17 protein-coding genes are annotated in these 19,652 nt (G+C 70.7%); 12 read left to right on the top strand and 5 right to left on the bottom strand.

All coding sequences use genetic code 11. The features are described from left to right. The first annotated feature begins 22 nt into the window (after positions 1-22). A complete protein-coding gene (locus MBA17_RS27795) occupies positions 23-772 on the top strand; it encodes an energy-coupling factor ABC transporter ATP-binding protein (RefSeq protein WP_238499550.1) in 750 nt (249 codons plus the stop codon). On the opposite strand, the gene MBA17_RS27800 is transcribed toward MBA17_RS27795, so the two are convergent. Beyond that, positions 756-1,766, bottom strand: coding sequence for a potassium channel family protein (locus MBA17_RS27800; RefSeq protein ID WP_238499551.1), 1,011 nt, complete (start codon positions 1,764-1,766; stop codon positions 756-758). The two genes, MBA17_RS27795 and MBA17_RS27800, sit on opposite strands and share 17 nt — an antisense overlap. A 51-nt stretch (positions 1,767-1,817) precedes the next feature. Between MBA17_RS27800 and MBA17_RS27805 the strand changes: the two genes are divergently transcribed. From MBA17_RS27805 to MBA17_RS27820, 4 genes are all read left to right on the top strand, one after another. After that, a complete protein-coding gene (locus MBA17_RS27805; protein WP_238499552.1) occupies positions 1,818-2,195 on the top strand; it encodes an STAS domain-containing protein in 378 nt (125 codons plus the stop codon). A gap of 47 nt (positions 2,196-2,242) precedes the next feature. Then, positions 2,243-3,016, top strand: a complete 774-nt coding sequence (locus MBA17_RS27810; protein WP_238499553.1) for an SDR family NAD(P)-dependent oxidoreductase — start codon at positions 2,243-2,245, stop codon at positions 3,014-3,016. A 24-nt stretch (positions 3,017-3,040) separates the two neighbouring features. Beyond that, positions 3,041-3,805, top strand: a complete 765-nt coding sequence (locus MBA17_RS27815) for a crotonase/enoyl-CoA hydratase family protein (RefSeq protein WP_238499554.1) — start codon at positions 3,041-3,043, stop codon at positions 3,803-3,805. Between the two features lie 128 nt (positions 3,806-3,933). After that, positions 3,934-4,572 carry a rhomboid family intramembrane serine protease gene (locus MBA17_RS27820; protein WP_238499555.1) on the top strand — a complete coding sequence of 213 codons (639 nt, stop codon included), beginning with the start codon at positions 3,934-3,936 and terminating at the stop codon, positions 4,570-4,572. Between the two features lie 113 nt (positions 4,573-4,685). Here MBA17_RS27820 and MBA17_RS27825 read toward each other — a convergent pair whose 3' ends face one another. Continuing rightward, complete coding sequence (locus tag MBA17_RS27825; protein WP_238499556.1) at positions 4,686-5,801, bottom strand: asparaginase; 1,116 nt, start codon at positions 5,799-5,801, stop codon at positions 4,686-4,688. 98 nt (positions 5,802-5,899) lie between these two features. Between MBA17_RS27825 and MBA17_RS27830 the strand changes: the two genes are divergently transcribed. Next, on the top strand, positions 5,900-6,505 hold the full coding sequence (locus MBA17_RS27830) for a response regulator transcription factor (protein WP_238499557.1): 606 nt from the start codon (positions 5,900-5,902) through the stop codon (positions 6,503-6,505). Here MBA17_RS27830 and MBA17_RS27835 read toward each other — a convergent pair. After that, positions 6,398-8,227 carry a sensor histidine kinase gene (locus MBA17_RS27835; protein WP_238499558.1) on the bottom strand — a complete coding sequence of 610 codons (1,830 nt, stop codon included), beginning with the start codon at positions 8,225-8,227 and terminating at the stop codon, positions 6,398-6,400. The two genes, MBA17_RS27830 and MBA17_RS27835, sit on opposite strands and share 108 nt — an antisense overlap. Before the next feature lie 84 nt (positions 8,228-8,311). Further along, entirely contained in the window at positions 8,312-9,430 is a 1,119-nt protein-coding gene (gene serC / locus MBA17_RS27840; protein ID WP_238499559.1) for a phosphoserine transaminase, read from the bottom strand. Positions 9,431-9,591: 161 nt separating this feature from the next. On the opposite strand from serC, the gene MBA17_RS27845 reads away from it, so the two are divergent. Next, positions 9,592-12,210, top strand: a complete 2,619-nt coding sequence (locus MBA17_RS27845; RefSeq protein ID WP_238499560.1) for an ABC transporter substrate-binding protein — start codon at positions 9,592-9,594, stop codon at positions 12,208-12,210. Between the two features lie 55 nt (positions 12,211-12,265). Here MBA17_RS27845 and MBA17_RS27850 read toward each other — a convergent pair whose 3' ends face one another. After that, a complete protein-coding gene (locus tag MBA17_RS27850; RefSeq protein WP_238499561.1) occupies positions 12,266-13,366 on the bottom strand; it encodes a citrate synthase 2 in 1,101 nt (366 codons plus the stop codon). A 157-nt stretch (positions 13,367-13,523) separates the two neighbouring features. On the opposite strand from MBA17_RS27850, the gene pdxH reads away from it, so the two are divergent. The 5 genes from pdxH (at position 13,524) to MBA17_RS27875 (ending at position 19,588) form a co-directional block, all read left to right on the top strand. Next, on the top strand, positions 13,524-14,177 hold the full coding sequence (pdxH, locus tag MBA17_RS27855) for a pyridoxamine 5'-phosphate oxidase (protein WP_238499562.1): 654 nt from the start codon (positions 13,524-13,526) through the stop codon (positions 14,175-14,177). A 49-nt stretch (positions 14,178-14,226) separates the two neighbouring features. Then, positions 14,227-15,474, top strand: a complete 1,248-nt coding sequence (locus MBA17_RS27860) for an MFS transporter (protein ID WP_238499563.1) — start codon at positions 14,227-14,229, stop codon at positions 15,472-15,474. Between the two features lie 244 nt (positions 15,475-15,718). Then, entirely contained in the window at positions 15,719-16,423 is a 705-nt protein-coding gene (locus MBA17_RS27865; RefSeq protein ID WP_274386080.1) for an iron-dependent transcriptional repressor DtxR, read from the top strand. Between the two features lie 120 nt (positions 16,424-16,543). Beyond that, a complete protein-coding gene (locus MBA17_RS27870) occupies positions 16,544-18,766 on the top strand; it encodes an ATP-binding SpoIIE family protein phosphatase (protein ID WP_238499564.1) in 2,223 nt (740 codons plus the stop codon). A 36-nt stretch (positions 18,767-18,802) separates the two neighbouring features. Further along, positions 18,803-19,588: an alpha/beta fold hydrolase gene (locus MBA17_RS27875; protein ID WP_238499565.1), complete on the top strand. Its 786-nt coding sequence runs from the start codon at positions 18,803-18,805 to the stop codon at positions 19,586-19,588. The last annotated feature ends 64 nt before the right edge of the window (positions 19,589-19,652 follow it).

Genomic DNA, 19,652 nt, shown 5'->3' on the forward strand with positions numbered 1-19,652 from the left:
GAGCGGCGGGGGTGCGGGTGTGGTGAGCGGGGAGACTCCGTCGCTGGAGGTCAGCCGGCTCGCCTACGCCTACCCGGACGGCACGCAGGCCCTGTACGGCGTGGACCTGAGCATCGCCCGCGGCGAGCGGGTGGCGTTGCTGGGCCCCAACGGCGCCGGGAAGACCACGCTGGTGATGCACCTCAACGGCATCCTGACCGCCGGGCACGGCACGGTGACCGTGGCCGGGCTGCCCGTGCGCGGCGACACCATGAAGGAGATCAGAAGGCGCGTCGGGCTGGTCTTCCAGGACCCCGACGACCAGCTCTTCATGCCGACCGTCCGGGAGGACGTCGCCTTCGGGCCGGTGAACATGGGCGTCCGCGGCGAGGAACTGGAGCGCCGGATCAAGGACGCGCTCGACCGGGTCGGCATGCTGGAGGCGCTCGACCGCCCGCCGCACCACCTCTCGTACGGCCAGCGCCGCCGGGTCGCGGTGGCGACCGTGCTGGCCATGGAGCCGGAGATCCTGGTGCTCGACGAGCCCTCCTCCAACCTCGACCCGGCCGCCCGCCGTGAGCTCGCCGAGGTCCTGCGTTCCCTCGACGTGACGGTCCTGATGGTCACCCACGACCTGCCGTACGCGCTGGAGCTGTGCCCGCGCTCGCTCATCCTGTCCGACGGGGTGATCGCCGCGGACGGGCCGACCGGGGAACTGCTCGCCGACGCCGAACTGCTCGCCGCCCACCGGCTGGAACTCCCGTACGGCTTCGCGATCACGGAACGTGGATGACGACGAGCCGGTCGGCCTGCTCCAGCTTGGCCACGGCGGCGTCGGCATAGGGGATCACCTTGCCGTCGCGGACCACCGCGACGACGACTTCGGCGCTCTCGCGGGGGTTCCTGCCGACCTCTTCGGGCTTGACGCCGCGCTCGTAGAGGTCGAGGCCCCTGCCGTAGACCAGGAAGTCCTCGATCAGGGCGCTGACGGCGGGGCTCTGGGTGGCCACGCCGAGCATCCGGCCCGCCGCGTCGGAGGAGGTGATCACCACGTTGGCGCCGCTCTGCCGTACCAGGGGCTCGTTCTCGGCTTCGCGTACCGCCGCCACGATGGTCGCCTTCGCGTTGAGCTGGCGGGTGGTGAGGGTGACCAGCGCGGTGGTGTCGTCGCGCCGGGTGGCGATGATGATCTCACTTGCGACGCGTGCGCCGGCGCGGGTGAGCACGTTGCTGCGGGTGCCGTCGCCGACGATGCCGGCCAAGCCGTCGGAGTTGGCCTCCTCCACCGCGGCGGGGCTCGGGTCGACGACCACGATGGTGTCCTTGGTGCGGCCGTTCTCGATCAGTGTCCGGATGGCGGAACGGCCCTTGGTGCCGTAACCGATGATCACGGTGTGGTCCCGCAAGCCGGCCCTCCAGCGTTTGTTGAGTATCTGGTCCCTGGTGCGCTGGGTGAGCACCTCCAGGGTGGTGCCGACGAGGATCACCAGGAAGACGATGCGCAACGGCGTGACGGCGACGATGTTGATCAGCCGGGCGGCCGGGGTCACCGGGGTGATGTCGCCGTAACCGGTCGTAGAGACCGACACGGTGGCATAGTAGAGCGCGTCGAGCAGGGACACCTTGCCGTCATAACTGTCCCGATACCCGTCGAGATCCAAGGCGACGAGCAGAAAGACGACACCAAGGGCCACGCCAGCGTAAAGGACACGCTTCAGGACCGCTCTGAGCGGGCTGACGGCGATGTGCGGCAGCCGTACCCCGGCTTCCTGGTCGTGCCCGTTCATATCGGCGATCATAGGCTCGCTCTGAGCCGGACTGGATGATTCGGAAGTAAAGTGGGTCTGGCCTCGTCGCGCGCGGAGGAATGGCAGATGAAGTTACGGCTGGCACGGCACGCCGTCGGCGATGCCGTCGTGGTGGCCGTCGAGGGTGAACTCGATCTTTTCACGGCTCCCTTTCTTCGTGATGAGGTGCGTGACGCGATCAAGCAGGACGGGCCCCGGCTGGTGCTCGACCTGACAGCGCTGTCGTTCATGGATTCGAGCGGGTTGTCGGTCCTGATCGAGGCGTGGCGGCTGGCGACGGGCGAGGGCGGCGGCGTCTGCCTGGCCGCGCCGCAGGCGCCGGTGGCCCGGATCCTCCGCACGACCGGCCTGGATCGCCGCATAAAGGTATATCCAGACGTCAGTACCGCCGTTGCGACCGAGATTTAACCCACCCCGAGTAGAACTTCATTCGGTGTCCGCGTTAGGGTCCGCTCATGGACCTGAACGGAGCAGCAGCAATCATCTCGGGCGGTGCCAGCGGCCTCGGTGAGGCCACGGCCCGCGACCTCGCGTCCCACGGCGCGACCGTGGTCATCGCCGACCTCAACGAGGAGCGTGGCAAGGCCATCGCCGACGAGCTCGGCGGGGTGTTCGCAAAGTGCGACGTATCGGACGAGGAGCAGGTGCAGGCCGCCGTTGACGCCGCGGTGGCGACGGGCAAGCCGCTCCGCGTCGTGGTGAACAGCGCGGGCATCGGCTGGGCCTCGCGCACGGTGGGCCGGGACGGCAAGCCGCACGACCTGGCGACCTACCGCAAGGTGATCGAGGTCAACCTGGTCGGCACCTTCAACCTGCTGCGGATCGGCGCCGCGGCGATCGCCAAGACCGAGCCGATCGACGGCGACGGCCAGCGCGGGGTCGTGATCAACACCGCCTCGGTCGCGGCGCTTGAGGGACAGACCGGCCAGATCGCCTACTCGGCGTCCAAGGGCGGCATCGTCGGCATGACCGTGCCCGCGGCCCGCGACCTGGCGGCCATCGGCGTCCGGGTCAACACGATCTGCCCGGGGATCATCGACACCCCGATCTACGGGTTCTCGGCCAACGCCGACGAGTTCAAGGCCAAGCTGGTCGCCCCGGTGGTCTTCCCCAAGCGCATGGGGCAGCCGTCGGAGTTCGCCCACCTGGTGCGCTCGCTGATCGAGAACGACTACATGAACGCCGAGGTCATCCGCTTCGACGGCGGAATCCGCTTCCAGCCCAAGTGACCGACCCAAGTGATCGGAGCGAACGTGTCGGATGAGGTTCAGGTCGAGGTCGACGGCGCGGTCGCCGTCATCACGATCAATCGGCCGAAGGCCAGGAACGCGATCAACGGCGCGGTGGCGCGCGGGATCGTCGCGGCGCTCGACGAACTGGAGGAGCGCAAGGACGTCTCCGTGTACGTGCTCACCGGCGCGGGCGGCACCTTCTCCGCCGGGATGGATCTGAAGGGCTTCCTGACCGGCGACTTCCCGGTCGTCGAGGGCAGGGGCTTCGGCGGGGTCACCGAGGCGCTGCCCAAGAAGCCGATGATCGCCGCGGTGGAGGGCTACGCGCTGGCCGGCGGGTTCGAGCTGGCGCTCGCCTGCGACGTGATCGTCGCCTCGGAGGAGGCCAAGTTCGGGCTGCCCGAGCCCAAGCGCGGCCTGGTCGCCGGGGCCGGCGGGATCATGCGGCTGCCCCGCCGCATCCCGTACCACGTCGCCATGGAGATCGCGCTGACCGGCGACCACTATCCGGCGTCCCGCCTGTACGAGGTCGGTCTGGTCAACCGGATCACCCCTCCCGGCCAGGCCCTCGCCGTGGCGCTCGAACTGGCCGCGAAGATCGGCGCCAACGCCCCGCTGGCGCTCGCCGCCACCAAGCGGGTCGTCATCGAGTCGGCCGACTGGAGCACCGAGGAGATGTTCGAGAAGCAGGGACCGATCATCAATCCCGTCTTCGGCTCCAAGGACGCGATGGAGGGAGCGGCTGCCTTCGCCGAGAAGCGCGCCCCCCAGTGGAAGGCCGAATAATGCATTCCTCCCCGGTTTGTCTGCCGGGGAGGAACGCACTCTCCTGATTTCCTGCGTACGGTAAAGAGTGTGGGCGGTTTCCCCGAGGGCAGGATCCGCTCATTCCGCGAGCTGCGCCAGGAGAGTAGATGACTGACTTCCCGACCGGCTACCGGGGCCCCTCGGGGTCCGACCAGTTCAAGCGCCGCGCGACGGGCGTGCTCACGGGCGCCCTGGGCAGCGCCCTGCTGGTGGCACTCCTGCTGGGCGTCATGTGGGCTCTGGAGATCATCGACTACACGCTCGGGGGCGCCCTCGACGTCTACGGCATCGTCGCCTGGAGCCCCGACCATCTGTCCGGCATCCTGTTCGCGCCGTTCCTGCACGCCGGGTTCGGCCACCTGATGGCCAACTCGCTGCCGCTGCTCATCCTCGGCTTCCTGGCGGCGTTCCGGGGCCTCGGCCGGTTCATCGCGGCCAGTTTCATCATCGTTCTGGTCAGCGGCGTCGGCGTCTGGTTCACCAGCTCGCCGATCTACGTGACGATCGGGGCGAGCGGCCTCGTCTTCGGCTACTTCGGCTTCGTCGTCGCCCGCGGCCTGTTCGACCGCAGGGCGCTCGACATCGTGGTCGGCATCGGCGTGGCCGTCGCCTACTACTCGCTCATCTGGGGCCTGCTGCCCAACCAGGAGGGCATCTCCTGGCAGGGCCACCTGTTCGGGCTCATCGGCGGCGTGGTCGCGGCCTGGGTGCTGCGCCGTAAGCGCCTGACCCAGGGCACGGTCTAGCCGGCAGCTCTGGTCGCGACGGCAGGTGCCCGGTCCTCAGGATGCCGCCGGACACATGGGCGGAGGTTCCCTCAGGGGCCCCCGCCCGATCCTTCCGGCTCGGCGCGGCGCGACTAGAACTGCGGCGTTCCGTAGCCGGTGAACCACGACTGGATCTTCTTCGGGTCGTCGGTCGAGGCCAGTGAGAGCAGGAGCAGCAGTCTGGCCTTCTGCGGGGAGAGGTCGCCGGCGGAGATGACGCCCGGCACGGCCGCGTGCACCGCGCCCGCGTTGTTGCGGTTGGCCGCGACGAGCTTCACGCCCTTCTTCACCGCGCCCTGGGCCGCCTCGAACTGCCCGGGTGAGGGGGTCCCGGCGAAGACCAGACCCTTGGCGCCCGCCTCGGCGAAGGCCGTCACCGCCTCGCCGCCCGCGTTGCCGTAGGTGTAGACGATCTCGGCGCGCGGGAGCGCGTCCCGCTTGATGCCGGCGAGGTCGAACGGCGTGCGCCAGCTTTCCGGCTTGCCGCAGCGCTGGACGCGCGCGGGGGCGCGCAGCAACTGGATCCGCTTCTCGTCCACGCTGCCCAGCTGGCCGACCTCGGGGGCCTGGAACGTGTCAAGCCGCAGCGTGCTGGACTTGGTGACCTCCCGGGCGGCGAAGATCTCGTCGTTGAACAGCACCACGCTGCCGAAGCAGTGCGTCCTCTTGCTGGCCGCCAGCGAGACGGCCTTGTAGAGGTTGGCCGGCCCGTCGCCGCCGATGACGTTCCACGGGCGCATCGAGCCGGTCAGCACGACGGGCTTGGGACTGCGGACCGTGAGGTCCAGCCAGTAGGCCAGCTCCTCCATGGTCTGCGTGCCCGTCGCCACGACCACCGCGTCCGCCGTCTTCAGCTTCTCGTCCACGAGCCGGGACAGGTCGTGGAACTCGGCGATCGTGTACTCGCTCGACCCCTTGCCGCCGAACTCCGCGGTCGACACCTCGGCCAGTCCGCCCACTTCGGGTTGCAACGACTTCACCAGGTCCGCGACCGGCAGCCTGCCGGGCTTGTAGCTTTCGAAGCCCACCCGGCTCTCGGCCTCCCCGGCGATCGTGCCACCGGTGCCGATGACCACCACCTTCGGCTTGGCCGCCCCCTTCTCGGCGACGGCCTGCGGAGTGCCCGCCGACCAGGTGGCCGCGGTCAGGGCCAGAACCAGCGCAGCCCCGGTACGGCGGCGCCACATGCGATCGAACGTTTTCTCCATGAGGCCGAGTCTTCCGCCCACCGGGAACCCAGACCAGAGACGCCGTCACCCATGCACCATGACCTCATCATGAGTCGGACACTGATAGACATATGTCCGTGATTCAGCTTCTCCTGGCCGAGGACCATCACGTGGTGCGCGGCGCGCTGGCGGCGCTGCTGGACCTGGAACCCGACTTCACCGTCGTGGCCTCGGTCGGCACCGGCGACGCGGCCGTGCGAGCGGCCCTGACCCACCGGCCCGACGTGGCCGTGCTCGACATCGACATGCCCGTCATGGACGGCCTCAGCGCCGCCGCCGAGCTGCACGAGCGGCTCCCCGAATGCCGGACGCTGATGCTGACCGGGCACGGCAAGCCGGGTCACCTGCGCAGGGCGCTCGCCGCCCAGGTCGGCGGTTTCCTGCTGAAGACGGCTCCGCCGGAGGAACTGGCGGCCGGGATCCGCGCCGTCGCGGCCGGTCGGCGGGTGCTGGACCCGAGCCTCGCCGCCACCGCCTGGGACCTCGCGGACAACCCGCTGACCCCCCGGGAGGAGGACGTGTTGCGGCTCGTCGCCGGTGGCGCGGACGCCGCGGAGATCGCGGGCCGGCTGTTCCTAACGGCCGGCACGGTGCGGAACTACATCACGGCCATCGTGACCAAGCTCGACGCCCGCAACCGGACCGACGCCGTCCGGATCGCCGCCCAGGCCGGCTGGATCTGACACCGGGCACTCGGCCAGCAGCCGGTACCGTCCGCCGGCCTCGGCCCCGGCGGTGAGCCGCCCGCCCAGATCGGCCAGCCGGGCGACGAGGTTGACATGCCCCGAACCGGGTGCGCCGCGTGCCGGGTGAGCCCCGTCGTTGGTGACGCCGAGCCGTACGAGAGCTTCTTCGGAGCGGGTCTCGATCGCGCAGTGCGTGGCCGCGCTGTGCCGCAGCACGTTGGTGACCGCTTCGCGGAGGACGGTGCTCAGCAGGGTGGACACCCGAGGGGGCAGCGGGCCGTGCGCCAGCGTGAGGTCCACCGCGATGCCGGCGGCGGCGAGCACGGAACGGGCGGACTCCGCCTCCTCGGAAAGGGACAGCTCCCGCCTGTCGCTCGCCACGCTGCGAAGGTCGGCCTCGGCACGCTCGGCCATCTCCGCCACCCGGACCAACTCCGCGCGCGCCCGCGTGGGATCGGTCCCGGCGAGCCTCCTGGCCAGCTCACAGGTGAGCAGGATCGCGGCCATGCTGTGTCCCAGCAGGTCGTGCAGGTCGCGGGCGGCACGCAGCCGCTCGCGGACCACCGCGGCGCGGGCGAGCCGTTCCCGGGCCTCGCGCAGTTCGCGCACGAGCTGCGCGAGCCGTACCAGGCCGTAGATCACCAGGCCGGTGACGAGGGCGCTGACCGTGAAGTTGACGGTCGCGGCGGCACTGAGCCCGGAGGCCGCGCCGATGGCCGCCACGCTCGTCATGATCACCCCCATGAGCGGCCAGGACGCCCAGGCGGGGAACGCCAGCAGCACCGGCCCCGCGAGGAAGCCGGGCGCGCCCAGCCACGCCGGGCCGAACGGCACGAGGGGCAGGTAGGCGAGCAGCGCCATGGCGCCCAGCGCCCACGGATGCCTGCCGCGCACCGCGTGGAGCTGCATGAGGACGATCACGGCGAGGCAGCCGGCCGCCGGAAGAACGAGGTCCCACGGGACGTGCAGGAGCGCCTTGACGCTGAATCCCACCAGCACGGCCGTCAGCAACGTGACCGACAGCGCGTACTCGCCGGGCAGCCGCGGGGACGGCTCCTCCCCTGTGGCGGGCAGGGGTGACGCGCGGTAGCCGGTGGCGGCCGAGCGCGTGTCGGCCAGCGCCCGCCTGGCCACTTCGAGCACGCCGCCGATCAGCTCCGGCCGGTCCGGGTCGATCCGCTTGATCGCGGCGATCCCGCGCCCGATGCCCTCGCTCAGCTCGGTGGCGATGCGCAGACGCTCCTCGGTCACGGCGGTGCCGGCCAGCGCGAGGCGGGCCGAGCCCACCTCGTCCACCCGGTCGACCAGGCGGGCGAGGCCGTGGATGACCAGCCCGGTGAGCAGCGTGCTGATCGTGGCGTCCGCCGTGGTGCCGGGGTGCGTGGACCTGACGGCCTCGATGACGGCGGCACCGGCGACCACCAGGACGGAGAGCGGCCAGGCCCCCGCGATCAGCAGCGAGCCCGTCAGAAACCCGAGCACGCCCACCGACGAGCCGTACCCGAGCACCGCCAGGTAACCGGCCGCGGCCTGTACGGCGAGCAGACCCGGCAGGGGGACGCGGCTCAGCCCGGGGAGGACCTGGACGAGTTGGAGCCCCAGCACCGCGCCCACCAGCAGCGCGGGCACGGGTTCGGGCAGGGCCAGCAGCACGTGGACGCCCGCGAACCCGGCGAGGACGGCGACGAGCAGGCCACGCGCGATCGCGGTTTCCGTCATGGCGCGCCGGTCAGGCGTGGGGGCCCTGGAAGGGAGAGCGCCGCACCGTGCCCCTGGGCAGGCCGGCGCTCCCCGGGGCGGGGATCACCCGTTGAGACGCTCGACCACGTGATCGATGCACACCGTGAGGGCCTCGACGTCGGCCGGGTCGACGGCCGGGAACATCGCGACGCGGAGCTGGTTGCGGCCGAGCTTGCGGTAGGGCTCGGTGTCGACGATGCCGTTGGCGCGCAGCACCTTGGCCACGGCCGCCGCGTCGACGCTGTCGGCGAAGTCGATGGTGCCCACCACGCTGGACCGCTGCGCCGGGTCGGCGACGAACGGGGTGGCGTAGGCGGACTTCTCGGCCCAGGTGTAGAGCCGCTGCGCCGAGTCGGCGGTGCGAGCCGTGGTCCAGGCGAGCCCGCCGTTCGCGTTCATCCACTCGACCTGGTCGGCGAGCAGGAACAGGGTGGCGATCGACGGCGTGTTGTAGGTCTGGTCCTTGACCGAGTTGTCGATCGCGGTGGGCAGGCTGAAGAACTCGGGCACGTATCGGCCGGTGCCGGCGATCTCGTCGACCCTGGCGAGCGCCTTGGGCGAGAACAGCGCGACCCACAGCCCGCCGTCGGAGGCGAAGCTCTTCTGCGGCGCGAAGTAGTAGACGTCGAACTCGCTCGCCTGGACGGGCAGGCCGCCGGCCCCGGAGGTCGCGTCGACCAGCACCAGGGAGTCGTCCTCGACGACCCGCTTGATCGGCATGGCGACGCCGGTCGAGGTCTCGTTGTGGGTGAGCGCGTAGACGTCGACGCCCGCCTCGGGGCGGGCCTGCGGGTGGGTGCCGACCTCGGAGGCGATCACGGTCGGCTCGGCCAGCCACGGGGCCCTCTTCACCGCGGTGGCGAACTTGGCGGAGAACTCGCCGAAGTTCAGATGCTGGGAACGCTCGTGGATCAGCCCGTGGGCGGCGATGTCCCAGAAGGCCGTGGTGCCGCCGTTGCCGAGGACCACGGTGTAGTCGCCGGGCAGGTCGAACAGCCCGGCGAGCCCCGCGCGCACCCGGTGGACGAGGTCCTTGACGGGCTTCTGGCGGTGTGAGGTGCCCATGAGCGAGCCGCCCGAGGAAGCCAGGGCGGCGAGCTGTTCGGGGCGCACCTTCGAGGGCCCGCAGCCGAAGCGGCCGTCGGCGGGCTTGATGTCAGCGGGAATCACGATGTCAGCCACACAGATAAGCCTAGTGAGACCACATGGGTGGTCCCGCCCCAGGTCCGGATGCTGAGACCAGTGATTTCACGCACATGGGGTTCACATTGCATGGAGATATGCCACTGTGCGGGGGGAGCGGGTGAGGACCGGTCCCGGAAGCTGCTAGCGAGGTGTGCGTCATGGGTGCACAGAACCGTCCGCGATCCTTGGTCGACATCTCCGTCTCGATGGTGCGCCGTGCCCGCTTACGCGATCGTTTCCTGCCGATCGTCGTCTTCGTCGGCGAGGTCGCGGGGGCGGCCACCGCGGCCCGCCGGTTCGTGGAGCCGGTACGCCGGCGGGTCCCGTTCGCCGCGATCGAGGGCCCGACCGAGGCGCAGAGCGTGGCCGACCTGCTCGGCCACGTGGCCGGCGAGCGGGGCGACATGGGCGCCCGGGTGCGGTGGTCCTTCCTGCCGGCGCCGCGGTTCCCGCTCGCGCAGTTCGTGCTGTGGGCGCTCGGGCAGCGGGAGCAGCTTCAGGAGGAGGCCGGGCGGATCCTCGGCCGGCGCGCGAAGCAGATGGAGTTCAACCAGCCGTTGCGGCTCTGGCTCACCGGCCGCGGGCCGTCGTGGCAGGCGCCGCTGGCGCGGGCCGAGTACATCACCCGGTTCCTGCCGCTGCCCGTGCTCGCCACCGGCTCCGTCTCGTTCGCGCTGACCCGCCTGCTCGACGTCGCGGAATGGGCCAACGTCGCCATCTGGGCCGGCGCCCTGCTGGTCGCGTTCGGGTTCGCCACCCTGAGCGCCGCCAACTGGTCGAGCGGGCACTTCCGGTACCGCTGGTTCAAATCGCAGCGCTACCTGCCGAGGGAACGTTCCGAGGCGCTGGCCGCCTACGCCCTGCGCATCGCGGAGGCCGCCGGCGAACCGGGCGATCTCGTCGACCGGCTGCTGGTCAACGCCTTCCACGAGGATCTCCGGGTGGCCTATCGGCGGCTGCGTCCCTGGCTGCTGTGGCCGGGCTGGGGACGCAGCGCGCACGCCGTACTGCTGCTGCCGCAGGTGGGGCGGGGTGACGCGGCGCATCGGCTGCTGACGTTGACGCACGACGTGCGGGCCGCCGTCGGGCGCCCGGTTCCGCTGCTCGTGGTCGCGGGGGCCGCCGAGCCGCCGTTCGACGTCGACGAGCACCGGCACGTCGACGTCGAGCACACCGGTGACGTCGGGCGGCTGCCGGAGGTGTATGAGCGCTGGCGGGAGGCGGCGCAGCGGCCGACCCCCTGCCCCTACCTCCTCATCGACCTGCCGCCTGACGGTCTGGAGGACCTGTACGGCGGGTTGCCCGCGCCGCGCGCCGATCGGCGGGAACGGGCGCTGGTCTACTGGGCGGTGGTGGCGCTGGTGGTGGCCGCGCCGCTGTTCTTCGGCGTCAGGACCGTGCTGCCCCCGGTCTGCGCGTACGGGCTCACCATGCGCGACGGGCAGTGCGTCGGCTACACCACCTCCATCGAGAGCTTCGACGACGACCTCAAACCGCTCCTGGCGCTGATCCAGCGGCAGAACGCGGAGATCCCGGCGGGCGTGGAGACCTTCACCGTCGTCTACTTCGGCACCCTGACGCGCGCGCCGGTGGGCCAGGACCACACGGCGCTGGTCGGTACGGCGGGCGAGCTCATCGGGGTCGCCGCCCGGCAGCGCGACTACAACGAGTCCGCCGACGCCATGCGGATGCGGGTGACCTTCGCCAACGCCGGATACGGCTTCGCGAACGCCGAGTTCACCGCCAGGCGGCTCGCCGAGCAGAGCGAGGACGACGAGTCCGTGGCCGCCGTCGTCGGCCTGGGCTGGAGCCGCGAGGAGGTACGGCGGGCGGTCGGCGTCCTCGGCAACGCCCAACTCCCGATGGTGAGCACGACGAGCACGGCCGACAGCGTGGCCAGGGTCGGGGAGAGCCAGTCGGCGTACTTCTTCCGCCTGGCGGCGCCCAACTCCCGGCAGGCGCTGGTGGCGGTCGAGTGGATGACCGGGATCGGGCTGGAGGGCGGCGGCAAACCGGTGGTCACCGGCTCGGACGTCACCGTGCTCTCCCAGGTCGAGGCGAAGGAGTTGTACAGCGAGGACCTGGCCGACGAGTTCGACCGTGTGCTGGAGGGGACGAGCAGGAAGAGGTTCGCCGACGCCGCCCAGCTCCGCCAGGCCGTGCGGGAGGCCTGCGACGGCGGGGCCAAGCTGCTCTACTTCACCGGCCGGGCGCGCTACCTGCACACGCTCAGGGACGCCTGGCGCAGTCACTGCGCGGACGGAGTCGTGACGATGGCCGGCGACGACGTGATCAGCGCGGTCGCGGACTCGGTCCACGGGAAGACGTCCGACCAGGATCTGGAGCTGTTCTTCGTCGCGCTGACGGACGCCCGCGTCAAGGACGGTGTGGCGGCTCCCACCGGGAAGTCCGACTACCTGTCCGTCGTGGAGCGATGGATCGCGCGGGCGCGGGAGGACAAGGTCGCCCTGCCCCGCTACTCCTCCAGCCACGCCTGGCTCGGCCACGACGCCGTCCTCGTCGTCACGGAGGCGTTCAGCAAGTTCACGGTCCAGGGCGGTGGCAGGCATGTGCGCAACGGCATCCACTACAACCTGCGGGGCCTGGGGATGAAGGGGGCCAGCGGGCAGATCGCCTTCTCCGACGGCGTCACCGGTCACGACGCGCTGAACCGGCCGCTGTGGTTGATGTCGGTGCGCCAGGGCCATTCCGTCAAGGTGCACGGCATCTGCCGGCCGACGGCCACTCAGGCCCGCTGCGAGATGGACGGGAAGTAACCGGCCGGGCGCCACCGAAGCGGCGCCCGAACCGGTGAACCCGGCGGTCGCCCTGCTAGCCCAGGACCGCGGCGGCTCCGGGGACGTCGGTGACCGACCGCTGGGGCGGGCCGACGTACTTGGCGCTGGGGCGGACGAGCCTGCCCGTGCGCTTCTGCTCCAGGATGTGCGCGGCCCAGCCTGCCGTACGGGCGCAGGTGAACATCGAGGTGAACATGTGCGGGGGGACCGCGGCGAAGTCGAGCATGATCGCCGCCCAGAACTCCACGTTGGTGGCCAGCACCCGGTCCGGCTTGCGGGCGTGCAGCTCGGCCAGCGCGGCGTTCTCCAGCGCCACGGCGACCTCGTAGCGCGGCGCGTTCAGCTCCTGTGCGGTACGGCGGAGCACGCGGGCGCGGGGGTCCTCGGCGCGGTAGACGCGGTGGCCGAAGCCCATCAGCCGCTCGCCGCTGTCCAGCGCCTGCTTGACGTAGGTCTCGGCGCTGCCGATCCGTTCCACCTCCTCGATCATGTGGAGCACCCGGGCGGGGGCGCCGCCGTGCAGCGGGCCGGACATCGCGCCCACCGCGCCCGACAGGGCGGCGGCCACGTCGGCGCCGGTGGACGCGATGACCCTGGCGGTGAACGTCGAGGCGTTCATGCCGTGCTCGGCCGCGGAGGTCCAGTAGGCGTCGATGGCCTTGACGTGGTTCGGATCGGGTTCGCCACGCCAGCGGATCATGAACCGTTCGACGATGCTGTCGGCTTCGTCGACGCGTCTCTGCGGGACCATCGGCAGGCCGAGGCCGCGCGCCGACTGGGCGACGAAGCTGAGGGCGGTGACGCTGGCCCTGGCGAGGTCGTCGCGGGCCTGTTCCTCGTCGATGTCGAGGAGCTGGTGGAAGCCGAACGCGGGCGCCAGCATGGCCAGCGCGCTCTGCACGTCGACGCGGATGTCACCGGAGTGGACAGGGAGGGGGTACTGCTCAGCAGGGGGCAGCCCCGGCTGGAACTTGTTGTCGACCAGCAGTCCCCAGACGTTCCCATAGGTGACGCGGCCGACCAGCTCTTCGATGTCGACGCCCCGATACCGCAGGGCGCCCCCTTCTTTGTCCGGTTCCGCGATCTCCGTCTCGAAAGCTACGATGCCTTCGAGCCCGGGTTTGAAGTCGGACATTCTCGGCCGCCTCCCTTTCTTGAAGTCAAAGCCTTGATGTCGAGATACCGGCGGGTCTTATTCAACCCCCTGTACGGGGGTGGGTCGCCGCCGGACCCGCCGAAACGCGATCGTCCCTGGTAGGGAGGTCGTGTCAAGCGCGCAAGAATACTCTCCCGTGGACGCCACATCGCGCCCCCCGTCCCTCGGGGGGCTACGCCGAACCTACGAGGGCCGGCCGTTGCTCGAATCCGACGTCGCATCCGACCCGGTGGCCCAGTTCGCCTCCTGGTACGCCGACGCCGAATCGGCCGGACTGCCCGAGCCCAACGCCATGATCCTGGCCACCAGTTCCGCCGGTGGCCTGCCGACCGCACGAACGGTCCTGCTGAAGGGCTGCACCGAAGCCGGTTTCGTCTTCTACACCAACTACGAGTCGCGCAAGGGCCGTGATCTACGGGAGAACCCCCGGGCGTGTCTGCTGTTCCCCTGGCATCCGATCCGCCGCCAGGTCAGGGTCGAGGGCCAGGTCCTCCGGGTGACGCGGGAGGAGTCCGCGGCCTACTTCAACAGCAGGCCGTACGGCTCGCGGATCGGGGCCTGGGCCTCGCGTCAGTCGGCCGTCGTCCGGTCGCGGCAGGAGCTGGACGAGCGCTACGCCGAGCTGGCGGCGCGGTGGCCGGAGGATCCGCCCGTGCCGGACTTCTGGGGCGGGTATCGGGTGATTCCGGCCGAGGTGGAGTTCTGGCAGGGGCAGGTGGATCGGATGCACGACCGGCTGAGGTACCGGCGGTCCGGGGAGGGGTGGGTGCTGGAACGTTTGGCCCCATGATTCCCTTTAGAGGGATTTGTCGGGGTATCGGGTTGCTGGAGGCGCGTCGATGTTCGGTGGGTTCGGCGGGCTCTGGGGTCGGATCGCCATCGACACGACACCGTTGCGGATCGTCGCCTACCGGCGGCTGTGGACCGGCCAGGGCGTGTCGTTCATCGGCTTCCAGCTCACCGCGGTGGCGGTCAGCGCCCAGATCTACGACATCACCGGCTCCTCCTTCTGGGTCGGCATGCTCGGCCCGGCCAGCCTCATCCCGCTGGTGATCTTCGGGCTGTGGGGCGGCGCCGTGGCCGACGCCGTCGACCGGCGGCGCCTCCTGCTGGCCGGCTCGGTGATCGCCTGGGCGGGTACGGCGGCGCTGCTGCTGCAGGCCGTACTCGGGATCGACAACGTCGGCCTGATGCTCGCCACGGTCGCCGTGCACTCGACGGGCTTCGCGATCACCGGCCCGGTGCGCGGGGCGATCATCCCCAGGCTGGTCCCGGTCGACCAGGTGCCCGCGGCCAACACGCTCAACTTCCTGGTGAGCAGCGTCGGGGCCGTCATCGGGCCGCTCATCGGCGGCGTGCTGCTCGCCCAGGGCGGCTACGCGACCGCCTACCTCGTCGACGCGCTGCTCTTCGGCGCCGCCTTCTACGCCGCCGTACGGCTGCCGCCGCTCCCTCCCCTCGGCGACGTCGTACGGCCCGGCCTGCGGGCCGTGGGGGAGGGGCTGCGGTTCATCGCCGGGCATCCGGTGGTGCTGATGTCGTTCGTGGTGGACATCATCGCGATGGCCTTCGCGCTGCCGCGCGCGTTGTTCCCGGAGATGGTCGCCGCGCGGTTCGACGGGTCGCTGCTCGCCTTCGGGTGGCTGACCGCGAGCATCGCCATCGGGTCCGCGCTCGGCGGGCTGTTGTCCGGCTGGGTGGGGCGGGTCAGCCGTCAGGGGGTCGCGCTGACGCTTGTGATCTCGCTGTGGGGGCTCTCCGTCGCCGCCGCGGGTCTGGCCCACGAGTTGTGGCTGATGGTCGGTCTGCTCGCGCTTGGGGGCGCGGCGGACCTGGTCTCGGCCGTGTGGCGGCAGACGATCCTGCAGACGTACGCGCCCGACGAGATGCGCGGGCGGCTCCAGGGGGTGTTCTACGTGGTGGTCGCCGGCGGCCCGCGGCTCGGTGACCTGCGGGCCGGGGTGACGGCCACGATGGTCGGCGTGGTGCCCGCCTGGGTCGGGGGCGGGCTGGTGTGCGCGGTCCTGGTGCTCGTGGTCGGCTTCGCCGTACCGGCCTTCAGGAACTATCGGCCGAGCCGTTCCTGACCGGCCCGGCCGCTCGCAGGCCCCCGCCAAGGCCCGTTTACGGCGTGCGCCCCGGCGGTCGTGCGATGTAAAGCGGGCATTGTCCTCTTATGGGGAAGGAATCGGTCCGGTCCGGTGTTGCCAACCGTGACCATGGCTGGTCGTTCTCCCAATAGGGTCGATCCAACGATGGTTTCCCTGCCCCCGGCGAGTGGCTCAGTTCCCAGGCCGATGGGCGTAACATCGAGACAGGACGGGAGGAGCCTTGACCGCACACGGCCTGATCGACACGACGGAGATGTATCTCCGAACGATCTTCGAGCTGGAAGAAGAGGGCATCGTCCCCCTTCGCGCGAGGATCGCGGAACGGCTGCAGCAGAGCGGGCCAACCGTCAGCCAGACGGTCGCGCGGATGGAGCGTGACGGCCTCGTCCGCGTCGAGGGTGACCGCCATCTGACGATGACCGATCTCGGACGCACGCTGGCCACCCGCGTCATGCGAAAGCACCGGCTCGCCGAGTGCCTGCTGACCCAGGTGATCGGCCTGCCCTGGGAGGACGTCCACGTGGAGGCGTGCCGCTGGGAGCACGTGATGTCGGAGTCGGTGGAGGCGCGCCTGGTCACACTGCTCGACAACCCCACGGTCTGCCCGCACGGAAACCCGATTCCCGGCCTCGACGAGCTCGGCGTCACCGACTCCGAGGGCGGCGAGGAGGAGGGCATGATCGCCATGTCCGACGTCGCGGGCGCCAGGGATATGCCCGTCGTCGTACGACGGATTAGCGAACAAGTGCAAAGCGATCCTGCTGTGATGCTTAAACTCAAGCAAGTTGGGATACAACCCGGACGCGAGGTGACGCTCGCGGCGAGCGACGACGGTGTGCGGGTGACAGGTGACAACGAGGCGGACAACATTCTCGCGGAGCTACCGCGTGATGTCGCCGCGCACGTTTTCGTCTCGAAACGCTGATCTTCTCGTCACTGCCTGGTTGAATCCCACCCGGGAGGCCCCACTCTCCCCGGACCAGACAGCAGCAGGAGCGCCCGTGGCTCGCTTTGCGTACAACCACCCCCAAGGGGTGGTCACCGAATGAAGCGCTGGGGGGATCTTTCGCAGGATGCCGCCGATCACCTCACGGCCAGCACCGTCCTGGATCAAGCAGAGATGGCGGTGGTCGTCACCGACAGGTTCAGCAACCTGCTCTACTGGAACCCGTTCGCCGAGAAGCTCTTCGGCCAGCCGGGCGGGCAGGGGCAGCGCGACCAGTCGGTGATGTCCCTGGGCATCATGGAGAAGGACCACCCGCTCGCCGTCGAGCTGGCCAAGCACGTGCTCAAGGGCGGCGTCTGGGAGGGCACCTTCGACGTCCGGCGGGGCGACGGCACGATGGTCTATGTGCGGGCGCAGGCCGTCCCACTGCGGCACTCCTCCGGCTCGGTGACCGGCATAGTGATCACCGCGCGCGAGGCGATGCGCAGCAACGAGCGGGAGAAAGACCGCTTCGGCCTGCTGGAGCGCATCGGTGAGCGGCTGGCCGGCTCCCTCTACGTCGAGGAGACGCTCAAGCGAGTCGCCGAGATGCTCGTCCCGCAGTTCGCCGACCACTGCTTCATCGAGCTGAAGGAGACCGACCGGCTGATCCGCCGGGTCTCCACCCACGTGCAGGGCTGGACTCCGCCGGCCGACAGCTGGAAACCGGTCGGCGCCGAGATCACGTATCCCGCCGGGCACTACGCCGACTCCGCGCTGCGGCGTCAGGAGACCATCCTGGTCGAGGACTTCTCCCAGGTCAGTTATCCCAGCCCCAGCGCGGCCAGCGCCCGGCTCTGCGGCGAGGTCGGCCTCACCTCGGCGATCGTCGCGCCGTTGTGCGTGCGCGGCGAGACCCTCGGGCTGATGTATCTCGGGCTCTCCAACCTGACCGACCGGCGCAGCCCGCACTACGACACCTTCGACCGTGACTTCGTCGGCGCGATCGCGACGAGGGTGGCGCTCGCCGTCGACAACGCGCTGCTGTTCGAGGAGGAGCGGCACACCGCCGAGTCCTTTCAGAAGTATCTGCTGCCCAGGGCGCTTCCACAGCTCGACGGGCTGGAGATCGCCGTTCGCTACTACCCGGCGGCGCCGCTCGTCTCGCACGGGCAGGGCATCCAGACACAGGTCGGCGGCGACTGGTACGACGTGATCCCGCTGTCGGCCGGCCGCGTCGGCATCGTGATCGGCGACGTCGAGGGCCGGGGCGCCAAGGCCGCCGCCATCATGGGCCAGCTCCGCGCCGCGCTGCGCGCCTTCGCCCAGGACGACAAGCCGCCCGCCGAGATCCTGGCCAGGCTCGACGAGTGGACCCGCATCGTCGCCACCCCCGAGAGCGACGGTCTCGACATCAGCGTGCCGCCCATCGTCACCTGCCAGTACATGGTCTACGACGCCTGGTCCCGGCAGCTCGCCTTCGCCAACGCCGGCCACGCCCCGCCGCTCCTGCTCATCGACGGCACCTGTCACGAGCTCGACATCTCCGAGGTCGGCCAGCCGCTCGGCGTGCACGCCAAGGGCATCCACGCCGATCTCGTCTACAAGGAGGAGACGCGCACCCTGCCCCCCGGCGCGTCCCTGCTCCTCTACACCGACGGCCTGGTCGACCGCCGCCCCTCCCGTGACGCCGACGGCAACGCGGCGGCCGACGAGGAGACCCTCCAGGTGCTCTGCGAGAAGCTCGCCAAGTCCGACGACCTGACCGTGGAGCAGCTCGCCGACGCCGCGACCACCGCGGTGCCCGGCGAGATCGACGACGACATGGCGATCCTGGTAATCCGGGCCAGTGCCAGCGAGCTCGACGTCGAAGAACGCACCTTTCCGGCCCAGCCCATCATGGTCGGCGAGGCCAGGCGGATGGCGGCCGAGGCGTTCACCGGGTGGAACGTGCCCGAGGAGCGCGCCGAGCTGGCCTGTCTGCTCGTCTCCGAGGTGGTGACCAACGTCGTGCTGCACGCCGCGACCGCGAGCATCCCGCGCAGGGAGCTGTCGATGGACGGCCCGCCGCTGCCCTTCGAGGAGTCCTGGGATCTGCCGGGCATGGAGGAGGAGATCGCGGGCGAGAAGGAGTTCACGCTCCGGATCCGGCGTGGCGGCGAGGCCGTCTGGGTCGAGGTGTTCGACCAGGACCTTCGCCTCCCCCGCATCCGCAGCGCGGGCGAGAACGACGAGGGCGGCCGTGGCCTCTACCTCGTCGACCAGCTCGCCAGCCGTTGGGGGTCGCGTCCCACCAAGGAGGGCAAGGCCGTCTGGTTCGAGATTCCGACCCGCTCCAGGTGATAGGCGGAGCCGCCGAAGAGTGCTTGACTCGGGGGCATGGAGTTGGCTTTCGAGCGGCGTGGCAAAGGCTCGCCGCTGCTCTTGTTGCACGGAATCGGTCACCACTGGCAGGCCTGGTCGCCGGTGCTCGACCGGCTCGCCGCCTGCCACGATGTGATCGCCCTCGACCTGCCCGGTTTCGGCGCCTCCCCGCCGCTTCCCGCCGGCACGCCGTACACGCCTGAGGCGATGGCCGACGCGGTCGACGCGTTCTGCCTGCGGCTGGAGATTCGCGACCCGCACGTGGCGGGCAACTCGCTCGGCGGCTACGTGGCGCTCGACCTGGCCGCCCGCGGCGTGGTCCGCACGGCCACCGCCCTGTCGCCCGCCGGGTTCTGGTCGCGGCCGGAGGTCGGCTACGCGCGGGCGGTGCTGAAGCTGATGCGGTCGGGCGCGCGCGCCCTGCCGGAGAGCAGGAGCGAGCGGATCGCGCGGAGTCCCGCGGGGCGGGCGCTGACGGCCGGGGCGGTCGTCGCCCATCCCTCGCGGCTGTCCCCCGAGGCGCTCGCGTCCGCCGGAGCGGCCCTGCGCGGGTCGGTCGGCTTCGACGAGATGCTCGACGCGCTCGCCTGGGTGATGCCGCCCTCGCCGCCGAAGTGCCCGATCACGATCGCCTGGGGCGAGCACGACCGGCTCCTGCTCCGCCGCCAGGCCGTCCGGGCCGCCCGCTGGTCGGGCCACCGCGTCAAACTGCTCAAGGGCTGCGGCCACATCCCGATGAGTGACGACCCCGCCCTGGTGGCCCAGGTGCTGCTCGACACCACCAAGGGATTCCGGCCCTGACCTGGGGCTTGCCGTACGGGTGAGCGGGGCTGGTTCGTGTTTCGGAGGGCTTCGCCGGTTCGAT

The organism is Dolomitihabitans soli (genome assembly GCF_022213955.1).
Classification (GTDB): domain Bacteria; phylum Actinomycetota; class Actinomycetes; order Streptosporangiales; family Streptosporangiaceae; genus Streptosporangium_A; species Streptosporangium_A soli.

Coding starts and splice junctions, on each gene's coding strand:
- MBA17_RS27800 (WP_238499551.1), bottom strand. CDS start 1,766: ATGAACGGGCACGACCAGGAAGCCGGGGTACGGCTGCCGCACATCGCC.
- MBA17_RS27810 (WP_238499553.1), top strand. CDS start 2,243: ATGGACCTGAACGGAGCAGCAGCAATCATCTCGGGCGGTGCCAGCGGC.
- MBA17_RS27820 (WP_238499555.1), top strand. CDS start 3,934: ATGACTGACTTCCCGACCGGCTACCGGGGCCCCTCGGGGTCCGACCAG.
- MBA17_RS27825 (WP_238499556.1), bottom strand. CDS start 5,801: ATGGAGAAAACGTTCGATCGCATGTGGCGCCGCCGTACCGGGGCTGCG.
- MBA17_RS27835 (WP_238499558.1), bottom strand. CDS start 8,227: ATGACGGAAACCGCGATCGCGCGTGGCCTGCTCGTCGCCGTCCTCGCC.
- MBA17_RS27845 (WP_238499560.1), top strand. CDS start 9,592: ATGGGTGCACAGAACCGTCCGCGATCCTTGGTCGACATCTCCGTCTCG.
- MBA17_RS27850 (WP_238499561.1), bottom strand. CDS start 13,366: ATGTCCGACTTCAAACCCGGGCTCGAAGGCATCGTAGCTTTCGAGACG.
- MBA17_RS27860 (WP_238499563.1), top strand. CDS start 14,227: ATGTTCGGTGGGTTCGGCGGGCTCTGGGGTCGGATCGCCATCGACACG.
- MBA17_RS27870 (WP_238499564.1), top strand. CDS start 16,544: ATGAAGCGCTGGGGGGATCTTTCGCAGGATGCCGCCGATCACCTCACG.
- MBA17_RS27875 (WP_238499565.1), top strand. CDS start 18,803: ATGGAGTTGGCTTTCGAGCGGCGTGGCAAAGGCTCGCCGCTGCTCTTG.